The organism is Peribacillus sp. NPDC096448, assembly GCF_044762675.1.
GTDB lineage: Bacteria > Bacillota > Bacilli > Bacillales > DSM-1321 > Peribacillus > Peribacillus frigoritolerans_B.
This window is the reverse complement of record NZ_JBIWEU010000008.1, coordinates 129,351-143,087: the sequence shown is the minus strand read 5'-3', so window position 1 is coordinate 143,087 and position 13,737 is coordinate 129,351. Positions and strand designations below refer to the sequence as shown.

Here is a 13,737-nt window from a genome sequence, read left to right as displayed (position 1 = left end):
CCATTAATTACAACTCTTGTTTTCAGAGTTGTCCTGATAAACTGCCCGCTCCCCGCCAATCAGTTTGGGGCGGGTTTTTGCCATGGTCACATGTGCATGTCCTATTTCTTTAATGGCAGAGCGAATCGGGACCGCCACATGCTTCAGATGCATGCCAATGAATGTGTCCCCAATGTCTATCCCTGCATCCGCTTTGATATGTTCAACGACGACAGCATCATTCCATTGCTGGTAGGCGTATGTCGCCATCGATCCCCCAGCTGTTCTTACAGGTACGACCGAAACTTCTTCATACTCATAACGAATCGCGGTTTCCCTTTGCAAAACCAATGCCCTATTTAGATGCTCACAACATTGATATGCAACCTGAACTCCCGTTTTTCCTTGAAAATCCCTCACTATGGAAAAAATCATCCCCGCAACATCGAGCGTCCCTTCAGTACCGATCCTTTTCCCGATCACTTCACTTGTACTGCAGCCGATTACCAGTAGCTGTTTCTCTTTTAAAGCTGTCTGTTCTTGAAACTCATGTAAAAGTTCCCGAAACTGGTTTCCCCATATCTCAAGCTCATTTGAAAATGTAGCATCACTTGTCATGAAAACGCATCCTTTCAATAAGAAAACTTGCTATCGGAACTCTCCAAAACCATAGAATTAACTGTGCTTACCTTCATACTCCGCAATCTTACCGATCCTGTTTTGATGACGCCCGCCTTCAAATTCCGAAGTCAGCCATGTTTGGGCAATTTCCCTGGCAAGACCCGGGCCAATGACTCGTTCCCCCATCGCTAACATATTGGTATCATTATGCTGACGGGTCAATTTCGCGCTATAGACATCATGAACCAATGCACAACGGATTCCTTTGACCTTATTAGCAGCAATGCTCATTCCAATACCAGTTCCACAGATTAAAATGCCCCGATCGAACTCACCCCGTGCCACTTTTTCGGCAACCGGCAAAGCATAATCAGGATAATCCACCGACGTACTGCATTCACAGCCAAAGTCCTCAAATGGAATCTTTAACTCATTCAATAAATTCTTTATTTCTTCACGGATATGTATACCACCATGATCCGAAGCAATCGCAACTTTCATGTTAATCCTCCTCTAGCTTTTTCAATTGATTTTATTGTGTCACAAAATTATGAAAAGATAAAGGATGTCCATCCTTTTTCCCCACAAAGAAGCAGGAAACCGTTTCCGGTTTCCTGCAGTAAAATGTAGGGTAATGGTCCTGTTCAACTTTTCCGCTTCCACTATAAGTTCCACCATTGCCGATTTTCCGACATTTTCCATGACTATCGCTTTTTTCGCTTGTCACAGCCGTCACTTCTTCCGCTCCAGCAGATGCTTATTCTGCAATAGCAGCCACTTCAAAAGGGACTGCCTTGATCTTACCCTTTGCATTGACGGTCAACAAGCTTAGTAATATTTTTTTACTGCAGCGGCCACATTATGTACCCAGTTTATTCTTTAAGCTTTTTTACTAACTCTTCTATTAATTCCTGCAGCTCCCTGAACGTTTCCCGATAAATGCCTTCAGAACCGCCAAACGGATCTATTATGTCTCTATCATATTCATCGCCGATAATGAATTCTTTTAAGGTAAAGGTCTTATCGATCATTTGGGGGTATGAACGGGTAATGGCCGATTTATGCCCTTCCGTCATGGTGAAGATATGAGTTGCCCACTCCATTTCCTTCGCGGATAAAGGCGTTGAATGATGATTATGCACTATGCCATTTTCAAACAATACATTTTTAGCATGCATCGAAGCATCCTGGCCTGATGAAGCATACACGCCTGCGGACTTCACTTCAACACCCGCAATATCCTTATTTTTCAATATCGCTTCTGCCATCGGGCTTCTGCATGTGTTACCTGTACATACAAATAATACTCGGATCATTTTTAACGCCTCCTTTTTTATTCATTATAAGCTATCGCCCGTTTATTATAGTCAAAAAATCACTGTCATTGTTGTCCGAAGAAAAATAAAAACCGCCCCGTTAATCGGAACAGTTGAGGAAGGAATGATATGAATTCAAGCGGATCAAAAAGAGAACAATAATTTCAATCCAAATGCACACAGGATGCTTCCGCCAAGAATCTCACTATACACGCCAAGCAAACCCTGCATTTTTCTACCCAGTAAAAGCCCCGCCCACGTTAATAGGGTGGCAGCAAACCCAAAACAAAGAACGGTTAAAATCGTTTTTGCACCGTAAATCCCCAGTGTTAACCCTACCGAGAAGCTATCCAGGCTTACCCCTAACGCAAAAATGATTAAGCCTTTCCCGACAGGAGCCAGCATCTTATTTCCCATGGCACCAGCTCCATCCCTTTTTCCAGGGATAAACATCTGTATACCAAGAATGATCAACAATAGACCGCCGGCGTAGGTAGCAAAGGTCCCGAACTTTTCTGAAATGAAACGGCCTGCCCCCATCCCAAGCAAGGGCATCCAAATATGAAAAACACCTACTGTCAAACCTATAAAAAATATTTGCCTCAACCTTAGCTTAAACATTCCCATTCCAAGGCCTACTGAAAAGGCATCCATTCCCAACGCGAATGCCATTAGCAATAAGGTGATGATTTCCCCAGCAAATGTATTCATTCCAATCCCCCTCGGACGTGCCTACTACATGTTATGCATGTCCGAAAAGAAATAGAAGGATAAATCAGTCCTTATTACGCATGTTCCTTGATGATTTGATGACCTGCAGCCTTCTCAAGCCGGTTCATGACCGCAGCGCCTATTCCATGGTCAGGAAACATTTCACTAAAAATGACATCGACCTCCAGCTCGTCAAACTGTCTTAAGGCATCATATAAGCCTGTCGCAACAGTATGTAAATCCGCTAATGAACCTGGGACAACCACATAATCCGCCTCAAAATCCTGTTGATGTTCATAAGCCGTTATGATGCCCACCTTTAACCCGTCAGTCCTTTTTTCATCCACAAGCTTCTGAAGGAAAGCTTGATTACCCTTGACTAAAAATAGAGGGGCCTTCGGAGCATAGTGGGTATATTTCATGCCCGGGGCTTTTGGCGCCGTTTCCTGATTCTTCAAAGCGACATCTTGCCTGACTTCCCCTATTACCGCTTCCAGCTGTTCCAGGGTCACCCCGCCGGGCCTTAAAATAACAGGGACTTCCACAGTGCAATCCAGTACTGTGGATTCCACGCCCACACCTGTATTCCCACCATCGACAATACCTGCAATCCGGCCCAACAAGTCATCTTCAACATGTTTTGCTGAAGTGGGGCTTGGTTTCCCGGAAGTATTTGCACTTGGAGCCGCAATGGGCAAATCACTCGCACGAATAAGGCCAAGGGCAACCTGATGATCCGGCATCCTGACAGCTACCGTGTCCAATCCAGCTGTCACAAGATTTGATAGCTGGCCCGGTTTTCGTTTCATGATCAAAGTCAATGGACCCGGCCAAAATTCTGCCATTAGCTTCCGGGCCTGTTCCGGAATCTCTTCTACAATATCAGACAACTGGTCATCGGAGGCTATATGTACGATTAAAGGATTATCACTCGGACGCCCCTTTGCTTCAAACACTTTTTTAACCGCCTCGTCATTTTTGGCATTCGCGCCGAGTCCATAAACGGTCTCTGTAGGAAAAGCAACCACTTGATTAGCCTTTAATAATTCAGCTGATTGTGTAATCTGGGGATAACTTTGTAAATTATCCACATTTTTATCCACTGACCAAATTTTCGTTTTCATCTTGAACACCATCGCCTTTTAACATTTCTTATTTTATAAAATCGCTTTAATATGAACGGTATTTTCAATTTAACGTACTAATTCCACCTAAAAGATACTTTGAAAGTATAAAAGAAGTATACACATAATTCAAGTGTTATCCACAAATTGGGGATAACCACATCGAATCCGTGGATAAGTTTGTGGATATTAATGATTAATGACAGACTTTTTTGATTTTTTGTTAATAACCCTGTGGATATGTTTTTAAAATTATCTGAATTTAAAGATGCCTGCCCCCTTCTTAAAATAGATCATTGAAGATTTCTGCAAACAATGACTTCACTTCCACCTCAGGCTCCTTTTCCCCTTCATATAATAGTTGACCTTGTTCATTGGATGCCGCAAGTTCAACCTTGTTTTCTTCAACTTTCCCTTCAAGCACTTCCTCTGTCACTTGTTCCTTATCTTTTACTACTGCCACTTCTTCTTTTACCTCTGGCTCTACAACCTCTTCTTTTACCGTTTCTTCCGGCACTTCCTCTTTTACGCTCTCCTCCATTACCTCTTCTTCAACTACTTCCTCTGCAACTGGTTCACTTTCTTCATTCGTTGCAGCATAAGCCGTTCCTTCCGAAGTCAGGGACCCTTCACTTTCATCCTCGACAATCGGACTTTGGCTTACAGCCGTCCCATTTGAAAAATCCAAGAAACACAATGGGGGAAATAACACACACCACCAATTTGCGCCTTCCCCTTCACCAAGTGTGATAATCACTGCTTCATAATCCCCTGCCGGATATAAATACTGCCCGTACAGTTTTGTCGGAAATTCAGCTTGTCCAAAATCCACTTTCACCGACTGCTCCAAACCCTGTTCCTTTATAACTGCCTCAGCCGTCGCCTGGATATCAGGCAGATGCGAGGTAATCACATCCCTCGCTTCATCCAATGAAGTAAGCTCCTCGACCCACTTTGTAATATCTTCATTTACCTCATCCCTAATCAGCCGTTTAACCGCTTGATCCTCTTCTGCATCACTATTGGCAAGTATCCGCAGCCGAATTGCCTCATCCGGGATCACCTTCGTATCTTCTGCACCAACTATCTCCGCTTTAGGCATATATATACTTACGATCGTTCCTATAGTTAAGATTAATAGATAAATAATGGCTAAATGTTTAGTTTTCATCGCCTTCGCCCCCTCACATGAATTAGTCTCACCATTTTCCAGCTATCTTAAACTAGTAAAAACAAAAAAAGTTGATAGCTGAAATATAGATTCCAAAGGATTATGAGGGTGATGTCCCTAAAAAAACCGTCTCACATAAGGGAGACGGATCATTTTAATTCAGCAAAGACCATTCGATCTTTTTCATTAATGTCATTTATAATGGATACTTCTGCGGCAGGAAAGGTACGCTTCAATAAATCGGCAACCGCTTCACCCTGTCCAGCACCCACTTCAAAACCGATCAGCCCAGGCACTTTCATGATCAGGGGTAACTGCTCCATAAAACGGCGGTAAAAATCCAGCCCATCGATACCGGCAAATAATGCACGATGTGGTTCATGACCAGTCACGACTACTGACATGGATTTATGATCATCTTCTGGTATATATGGCGGATTCGATAAAAGGATGTCCACCTTTTCGTTTATGTTCATGAAAGGCAAAAGCAAATCACCTTGCATGAACTCCACTTCGGCACCAAGTGATTCGGCATTTTTCCTCGCCACCTCAAGCGATGGTTCCGCTATGTCCGTGGCCGTCACCATCAGATTTGATTTTTCAAGTTTCATCGTTATGGCGATTGCGCCGCTGCCGGTCCCAATATCAGCTAACCGGAGCTTCTGTCCCTCCATAAAAATGGCCGGGATTTTACGTAATGTATAATAAATCAATTCTTCTGTTTCCGGTCTCGGTATGAGCACTTCTTCATTCACCAAAAAGGTCCGTCCATAAAATTCTTCACTGCCGATTATATATTGGATGGGCGTTCCCTCGGCATGCAGCTCAATAGCGTCCTTAAATTGCCTAAAATCCGCTTCACTAAGCTCCTCATGAAGGTTGGCCAGCATTTCGGAGCGAGTTTGTTTTAAAAAGTGCCGTAAGAGGATTTCCCCAGCATTGGCATCACGATCATTTTCCTTTAAAAAGGAAGAAGCCCATTTAAGGGCTTCAAACACTTTCACGGCAGAATTACTCATCTGCATTTTCCAGCCTTGAAGATTGGTCTTCCATGATTAATGCATCAACGACTTCATCTAGTTTACCTTCCATGATTTGATCCAGTTTTTGAATCGTTAAACCAATACGGTGGTCAGTAACGCGGTTTTGCGGGAAGTTATAAGTGCGAATCCTTTCGGATCGATCGCCCGTACCAACGGCAAGCTTCCTATTTTGATCATATTCCGCCTGTACTTCGCGATGGATTTTATCGTACACCCTGGCACGCAAAACCTTCATTGCTTTTTCCTTGTTCTTGATTTGTGATTTTTCATCTTGACAGGATACAACCGTATTAGTCGGAATATGAGTCAAGCGCACCGCTGACATTGTCGTATTGACACTTTGCCCTCCAGGACCGCTTGATGCAAAGGTGTCGACACGAATATCCTTATCATGGATTTCAACTTCCACTTCCTCAGCTTCGGGTAAAACGGCAACCGTGGCTGTAGATGTATGAATCCGTCCGCCTGATTCAGTTTCAGGTACTCGTTGAACGCGATGCGCCCCATTTTCGAACTTCAATTTTGAATAAGCGCCATTACCATTGATCATGAATATGATTTCCTTGTAGCCGCCAAGCCCTGTAGGACTTGCTTCAATGACTTCAGTCCGCCAGCCCTGCACCTCGGCAAAACGGCTATACATCCGGTATAGACTGCCTGCAAATAAGGCCGCCTCATCTCCGCCAGCCGCTCCGCGGATCTCCATGATTACGTTTTTATCATCGTTAGGATCTTTAGGAATAAGCAATATTTTCAGTTTATCCTCAAGTCCTTGTATGGTCTCATCAAGTTCATTGATCTCTTCTTTTACCATTTCACGCATGTCCGCATCAAGTTTCTCCTCCAGCATCGCCTTCGCTTCCTGGAGTTGCTCACGAACCGCTTTATATTCTTTATAAGTCGATGCGGTCTCTTGAATGCTGGATTGCTCCTTAGAATATTCCCTAAGCTTCTTAGAGTCATTAATGATCTCCGGGTCACTTAATAGTTCATTCAATCTTTCATATCTATCTTCTACTGCTTGCAATCGATCAAACAAATTATTCACCTCATAAATTTTCCAAAACATCTGAAACGAATTGGAAGTAATCCATCTTTTATTACTATAAAAAAGTAGCTCAGTGCCCCAGCTCAGTTCACTTCTAGGTTAATTATAGTATAGGTGAATAATCAACGTCAAAGAGATTCAAAAATGTCGTGTCGTTACTTGTTTAATTTGACATCTACATTATATTGAGGCACAACCCTGTTTATCATGCCTTGTATTCGCTGCATTTCCTTATTTCTTTCTTTTTCCGTCTTGATTTTGCCTTCATCATGGACCGTAACATGTATGGTATTTCCATTAAACCAAACGGAGCCCGCCTCATAATTAGTTTCCGATTCAATCACTCCGCGGATTTCATCAATTTGCTGCCCCATGGATGGGGAATTATTGGATGTATGATGCGGTGTGTTAAGGACCTGATCTGATGGGCGTTCCGCTTCATTATCCCAATCATTATTGGATACTTGATTTAAACCATTGCCAACAAAATCCCTGCCATCCCGCGATTGATCGCCATATTCCGAATCATTATTTATCGCATTGTCATTTTGACCGCATGCCGTTAGTGCAGCAAGCAGAAAGGCCGTCATAATAAGCATTTTTGATTTCATATTTTTTCCCTCCATTTTGACTGGTTAAGAAGAACATTTCCTCGTTAGCCTACCCAAAATGGGGCAATATTTATCTTTTATTTCCCTTCCATGTATTGGTCATGCCACCTGAATGACTGCGACAGTTTGTCCACTTTTCCGCATAAAAAAAGCACCCTGCGATCTCATTGGATCATAGGGCACCATCATTCAAATATGTTCTTTAATACCAACAGCCTGCTTACCCGGAACTTCGTGATGATGGCGGCAGCGGGGCTCGTATGATTCCGAAGCACCTACAAGGATGATCGGCTCATCATAGGAGGCCGGCTCCCCATCTATCAAGCGCTGAGTCCTGCTCGCAGGTGACCCGCACACTTCACACACTGCTTGCAGCTTAGTCACCGATTCTGCAAGCGATAATAGAACAGGCATAGGACCGAATGGTTCACCTCTGAAATCTTGATCGAGTCCAGCCATAATCACTCGATAACCGCTGTCCGCAAGATGCTGGGCAACCCCGATAATTTCATGATCAAAAAATTGCACTTCATCTATTGCAATGATATCCAGGGGCTTGTCCAAATACTTAAAAATATCCGTTGAATGGGCAATCGGCTTTGCCATCACAGAAGAGCCATTGTGTGATACGACAGCCTCTTCCGCATAGCGATTATCAATAGCTGGTTTAAATACAGCTATTTGCTCTTTAGCAAATTGAGCACGGCTGACTCGTTTAATCAATTCTTCAGATTTACCTGAAAACATGCTTCCGCAAATAAGCTCGATCCAGCCTGTTTGTTTCATTACATACATGGAAACAGCTACTCCCTTCCACCTGTCGATCCATTGGCCATTATTGAAGTCGACCTGGCTTTGTATAAATTCTTACTTGTTTATGGAAAAGAAAAAACAGGCAAGAAAAATACTTGCCTGTTTTTTAAAAAGTCCGGCTTATTTAATACCGTATTTTTTGTTGAAACGATCAACACGTCCGCCAGCTTCAGCGAATTTTTGACGACCAGTATAGAATGGATGGCACTCTGAACAAGTCTCAACTTTGATCTCTTCTTTAACTGAACCAGTTTCAAAAGTGTTTCCGCAAGAACAAATTACTTTTGAAAGCTTATAATTTGGATGAATTCCAGTTTTCATTCTTTTCAGCTCCTTATGCCCTGAATCATTCGAAACAGAGTTATATACTTCAAGTTGAGGGAAAAACACCCTCACATTTATTGTAAAAACACATGAACTCATTATAACAACTTAAGACTAGTTGTGCAACTGTTTGTTTCTTACAGGGTTTAAGAACGTTTTACGCTCGCTGGCCCCTTTTTCATTTCTGACATCTCTTCATCCAGCTTACTGAAAAATTCTTCATTACCTTTTGTCTGTTTTAGACGGCGAAGGAATTTCTCCGAGAAATCAGGCGAATCTGACATCGTTTTCCTGATGGCCCATAGTTTATCCAGGCGATCTTTCGGAATTAGCAATTCTTCTTTACGAGTGCCTGAGCGACGAATATCGATTGCCGGGAAGATGCGTCTTTCGGCAAGGGCACGATCTAAATGCAGCTCCATATTGCCCGTACCTTTAAATTCTTCATAAATGACATCGTCCATTCTTGAACCCGTATCTACCAATGCTGTAGCAAGGATCGTCAGGCTGCCGCCTTCCTCGATATTCCTCGCCGCACCGAAAAAGCGTTTTGGACGATGGAATGCAGCAGGGTCAATACCCCCTGATAGTGTACGCCCGCTCGGCGGAATGACAAGGTTGTAAGCACGGGCAAGGCGGGTGATGCTGTCCATTAAAATGATGACATCCCGTTTATGCTCCACAAGGCGCATGGCTCGTTCCAACACCAGCTCAGCCACCTTGATATGGTTTTCCGGCACTTCATCGAAAGTTGAGCTTACCACGTCTCCTGCGACGGAACGTTCAATGTCTGTCACTTCTTCCGGGCGTTCATCGATCAACAGCACAATCAATTCCGATTCGGGATGGTTTGTGGTTATCGCATTGGCAATTTCCTTGATGAGCATCGTTTTACCGGCTTTTGGAGGTGCAACAATCAGACCACGCTGCCCAAAACCGACCGGTGCCAGGACATCCATAATCCTGGTCGATAAGTTCTTCGGTGTCGTTTCCAGTTTAATTTGCCTGTTAGGATACAGCGGTGTTAAACCTGGAAAGTGGACACGCTCTTTAGCTGATTCCGGATTATCGCCATTGACTGCTTCAACATGCAGCAATCCATAATAGCGCTCGTTTTCTTTTGGAGGCCTTACCTTACCGGACACTTTATCTCCATTTCGCAAATCGAATCTGCGGATCTGAGAAGCAGAAATATAAATATCCTCCGAGCTTGGAGAATAATTAATTGGACGGAGGAAACCGAAGCCCTCTGAAGGGATGATCTCTAAAACGCCCTCCATGAATAGGAGGCCATCCTGCTCAGCTTGTGCTTTCAGGATAGCGAAAATAAGTTCCTTTTTGGAAAGTTTGCTGTAATAGGAAACTTTATATTCGCGCGCGTGCTCATAGAGATCCTTAAGTTTCATGTTTTCTAAATTAGAAATAGTTAAATTCATTATGACACCACACTTTTATTAATTAAACGTTTTCACCCATACTGAAAAAGAAATGGTTTGTTAGATGGAAGAAAAACCGCAATCCATGTACCCGACCAGAGTTTTCTTAGAAAGGATGATACATTTTACATGTAAAGAAGAAAATTAATTGAAGGCTTCTTGAAGTTTGGAGTGAAAGGGCAGATTTTAAATTATTAATAGTAGACCAAGCTTTATTTTACTTTTTTTATTTTAATTATTCAACTTAAATTTTTTTAAAGAGAAAGCGAGCGATGAAACCGCTCGCTTTTTAAAAGTGATTTTTCAAAAAAAACGCTATCAGTCGATCAAACCATTCGGTTTAATCTTAAGGCTGTGACGCCCATCAATGAATCGAACGGTACCAGATTTAGCACGCATGACTACGGATTGCGTTTCGCCGTAATGCCCTTTAAATTGTACACCGCGTAAAAGTTCTCCATCAGTCACACCTGTTGCAGCAAAAATTGCGTCATCTCCGCGAACAAGATCTTCCATTCTGAGGACTTTTCCTAATTCAAGGCCCATTTTTCCACAGCGTTCCACTTCTTCATCACTATGAGGAACGAGTTTACCTTGAATTTCCCCTCCAAGGCATTTCAAGGCAACGGCTGCAATGACTCCCTCTGGAGCTCCGCCAGATCCGAATAAGATGTCAACACCGGTAAGATCGAAGGCCGTATTTATGGCTCCAGCTACATCTCCATCGTTGATCAACTTGATACGGGCCCCTGCCTCACGAAGTTCATGAATGATCTTCGAATGACGGTCGCGGTTCAATATTGTTGCAACCACGTCTTGGATATCTTTATTTTTTGCCTTGGCTACCGCTTTCAGGTTGTCCAAGACAGAAGCATTGATATCAATCTGACCGACAGCCTCTGGTCCGACAGCTATTTTATCCATATACATATCCGGGGCATGAAGCAAGTTCCCCTTATCGGCTATCGCCAATACAGCCAATGCATTCCAGCCGCCGGATGCAACGATGTTCGTTCCTTCTAAAGGATCAACCGCCACATCCACTAGTGGCCCAAGACCAGTACCAAGTTTTTCGCCAATATAAAGCATTGGCGCTTCATCCATTTCCCCTTCACCGATTACAACCGTTCCTTGCATGGGAATAGTATTGAAAACATCCCGCATTGCAGTTGTTGCTGCATCATCCGCTTCGTCTTTCTTTCCTCTTCCCATCCAGCGAGCTGAATTTAGTGCTGCCGCCTCTGTTACGCGGACAAGCTCCATCGATAAACTTCTTTCCATTTCCGGTTCCCCCTCATGTACACTAGCATGATTTATTTATATATTAGTATAACACATTATATCATATATAGTAACACAATGAGGTAACAAGAAAAGGGATCAGCTTTTAAGCTGCTCCACTTCTTCTTGCGTCATTTCTTCACGCCAAATCGTCGCTCCCAAACCTGAAAGTTTTTCAACAAGATGGCTATATCCGCGATCTATATGTTCAAGCCCGGTCACTTCTGTAATCCCTTCAGCCATTAAACCGGCAATTACCAGAGCTGCTCCGGCACGTAAATCGCTTGCCTTCACTTTTGCCCCATGTAGTTGGACAGGACCATCTACGATGCCTGCTCTGCCCTCGACTTTGATCTTAGCATTCATGCGTCGCAGCTCATCAATATGCTTAAATCGTGCCCCATATATCGTATCGGTGACCATGCTAGTACCGCTTGCTTTTGTTAAAAGGGAAGTGAAAGGTTGCTGAAGATCTGTTGGGAAACCAGGATAAACCAACGTCTTGATATCAACGGATTTATAATTTTCTCCTGGAGAGACAAATATCTGGTCATCACCCGCTTCAATATTAATCCCCATTTCCCTCAATTTGGCAGTCAATGACTCCAAATGCTGGGGAATGACATTATCGATCAGAATCCCTTCACCGACAGCAGCGGCTAAAATCATGAAAGTACCGGCTTCAATCCGATCCGGTATGATCGTATGCTTGCAACCATGCAAACTTTCCACACCATCAATACGGATGATATCCGTTCCAGCACCCTTAATTTTCGCTCCCATATTGGTCAACAATGTGGCGACATCGATGATTTCCGGTTCTTTCGCAGCGTTTTCAATCACAGTGCGGCCTTTGGCCAAAACGGCGGCAAGCATGATGTTGATCGTTGCCCCTACACTAACGACATCCAAATATATACGTGCTCCCCGGAGCTCGTCCGCCCTAAGGTAAATGGCTCCTTGTTCATTCGTCACTTGTGCGCCAAGTGCTTCGAACCCCTTAATATGCTGATCTATCGGACGGGGTCCTAAATGGCAGCCTCCAGGCAAGCCTATCACTGCCTTTTTGAATTTACCAAGCATTGCCCCCATTAAATAATAAGAGGCACGTAACTTCTTGACCCTGCCATTCGGAAGAGGCATTGAAATCATCCTGCTGGGGTTGACTGTCATTTGTCCTTCATCAAAGGATACCTCACCGCCAATTTCCTCCATTAACTCTTTCAGCATCTGTACATCCGAGATATCAGGCAGGCCTTCAATCGTTACGGGAGAGTCCGCTAAAATCGTTGCCGGAATAAGGGCAACCGCACTATTTTTTGCTCCGCTGACACGAATGCTTCCCTTTAGAGGATAGCCACCGGCAATTTTAAGTTTTTCCATAATAAACTCCCTTCCACGCTAAGCACTTAGAAGCTACTTCCAAAAAGTAATATTTTACCACAAGAAAATTGCATAATCCGACAACATTCACTATCTAGTTCTTTAGTTTACACAAAAGCAGAAAATTCATGTAAAAAAAAGATAAAAATTTCTAATTTATGTTAATTTTATTAAAACAGTGCAATCTATAGCGACTTAGCGGCAAGGCATTATGCTTCAGTACGTGAATTCCAATCATTCAAGAAAGCTTCAATCCCTTTATCCGTTAATGGGTGATGGAATAATTGCATTAAAACTTTATAAGGGATCGTTGCAATATGTGCCCCTTTAAGAGCCGCTTCTGTAATATGCATCGGATGGCGGATGGAAGCTGCAATGATCTCAGCATTGATATCATGGATCGCAAATATGTCAGCAATATCCGAAATTAAATCCAAACCATTTTGGCCGATGTCATCCAAGCGTCCTAAAAATGGCGATACATAAGTTGCTCCTGCCCTAGCTGCCAATAATGCTTGGTTGGCACTGAAAATAAGCGTGACATTTGTTTTGACACCTTGTTTTGTAAGTGCTGAAACAGCTTTCAAGCCGTCTGGGGTCATTGGCACTTTAATCGTGATGTTAGGTGCAATCGCAACAAGCTCCTTGGCTTCAGCCATCATTCCTTCAAAATCAAGCGCAATGACTTCAGCAGAAACGGATTCCTTAACAAGGCTTGTGATTTCTTTTAGCCGGTCATGGAAAGAAACTCCCTTTTCCCTAGCAACAAGGGACGGGTTTGTCGTAACACCTGCTAAAACGCCAAGTTCGTGTGCTTGTTTGATTTCTTCCATGTTTGCTGTATCTATAAAGAATTTCATAAAATATCCTCCATAT

At 43.2% G+C, this 13,737-nt stretch carries 15 protein-coding genes; all 15 read right to left on the bottom strand.

From position 1 onward, the window contains the following. Positions 1-3: 3 nt before the first annotated feature. The 15 genes from ACIQ0C_RS15250 to fsa all read right to left on the bottom strand — a co-directional run bounded on the left by ACIQ0C_RS15250 (position 4) and on the right by fsa (position 13,721). A complete protein-coding gene (locus ACIQ0C_RS15250; RefSeq protein ID WP_403061369.1) occupies positions 4-597 on the bottom strand; it encodes a TIGR01440 family protein in 594 nt (197 codons plus the stop codon). A gap of 57 nt (positions 598-654) precedes the next feature. Continuing rightward, complete coding sequence (gene rpiB, locus ACIQ0C_RS15245) at positions 655-1,101, bottom strand: ribose 5-phosphate isomerase B (RefSeq protein WP_402835710.1); 447 nt, start codon at positions 1,099-1,101, stop codon at positions 655-657. A gap of 371 nt (positions 1,102-1,472) precedes the next feature. Next, the gene (locus tag ACIQ0C_RS15240; protein ID WP_403061366.1) at positions 1,473-1,916 is read right to left on the bottom strand and encodes a low molecular weight protein arginine phosphatase; all 444 of its coding nucleotides are present in this window, start codon (positions 1,914-1,916) and stop codon (positions 1,473-1,475) included. A 144-nt stretch (positions 1,917-2,060) separates the two neighbouring features. Next, positions 2,061-2,627, bottom strand: a complete 567-nt coding sequence (locus ACIQ0C_RS15235) for a manganese efflux pump MntP (protein ID WP_402835704.1) — start codon at positions 2,625-2,627, stop codon at positions 2,061-2,063. A gap of 74 nt (positions 2,628-2,701) precedes the next feature. Continuing rightward, positions 2,702-3,751: an L-threonylcarbamoyladenylate synthase gene (locus tag ACIQ0C_RS15230; RefSeq protein WP_403061363.1), complete on the bottom strand. Its 1,050-nt coding sequence runs from the start codon at positions 3,749-3,751 to the stop codon at positions 2,702-2,704. Between the two features lie 283 nt (positions 3,752-4,034). Further along, positions 4,035-4,922, bottom strand: coding sequence for a stage II sporulation protein R (gene spoIIR, locus ACIQ0C_RS15225; protein ID WP_403061360.1), 888 nt, complete (start codon positions 4,920-4,922; stop codon positions 4,035-4,037). A gap of 149 nt (positions 4,923-5,071) precedes the next feature. Then, on the bottom strand, positions 5,072-5,941 hold the full coding sequence (gene prmC, locus ACIQ0C_RS15220; protein ID WP_403061357.1) for a peptide chain release factor N(5)-glutamine methyltransferase: 870 nt from the start codon (positions 5,939-5,941) through the stop codon (positions 5,072-5,074). Continuing rightward, entirely contained in the window at positions 5,934-7,004 is a 1,071-nt protein-coding gene (gene prfA / locus ACIQ0C_RS15215; RefSeq protein WP_403061354.1) for a peptide chain release factor 1, read from the bottom strand. Before prfA ends, prmC begins: the two co-directional genes overlap by 8 nt. Positions 7,005-7,168: 164 nt before the next feature. After that, complete coding sequence (locus ACIQ0C_RS15210; RefSeq protein ID WP_403061350.1) at positions 7,169-7,624, bottom strand: hypothetical protein; 456 nt, start codon at positions 7,622-7,624, stop codon at positions 7,169-7,171. A gap of 189 nt (positions 7,625-7,813) precedes the next feature. Next, complete coding sequence (locus ACIQ0C_RS15205; RefSeq protein WP_034315845.1) at positions 7,814-8,419, bottom strand: thymidine kinase; 606 nt, start codon at positions 8,417-8,419, stop codon at positions 7,814-7,816. Between the two features lie 138 nt (positions 8,420-8,557). Then, a complete protein-coding gene (gene rpmE / locus ACIQ0C_RS15200) occupies positions 8,558-8,758 on the bottom strand; it encodes a 50S ribosomal protein L31 (RefSeq protein ID WP_034315847.1) in 201 nt (66 codons plus the stop codon). 149 nt (positions 8,759-8,907) lie between these two features. After that, positions 8,908-10,197 (bottom strand): transcription termination factor Rho, encoded by a 1,290-nt coding sequence (rho, locus tag ACIQ0C_RS15195; protein ID WP_034315849.1) that lies wholly within the window; start codon positions 10,195-10,197, stop codon positions 8,908-8,910. A gap of 318 nt (positions 10,198-10,515) precedes the next feature. Next, positions 10,516-11,478, bottom strand: a complete 963-nt coding sequence (gene glpX, locus ACIQ0C_RS15190) for a class II fructose-bisphosphatase (protein ID WP_402835692.1) — start codon at positions 11,476-11,478, stop codon at positions 10,516-10,518. A gap of 99 nt (positions 11,479-11,577) precedes the next feature. Continuing rightward, positions 11,578-12,861 (bottom strand): UDP-N-acetylglucosamine 1-carboxyvinyltransferase, encoded by a 1,284-nt coding sequence (locus tag ACIQ0C_RS15185; protein WP_403061347.1) that lies wholly within the window; start codon positions 12,859-12,861, stop codon positions 11,578-11,580. A gap of 209 nt (positions 12,862-13,070) precedes the next feature. Next, on the bottom strand, positions 13,071-13,721 hold the full coding sequence (fsa, locus tag ACIQ0C_RS15180) for a fructose-6-phosphate aldolase (protein ID WP_034315855.1): 651 nt from the start codon (positions 13,719-13,721) through the stop codon (positions 13,071-13,073). Positions 13,722-13,737 lie beyond the last annotated feature (16 nt).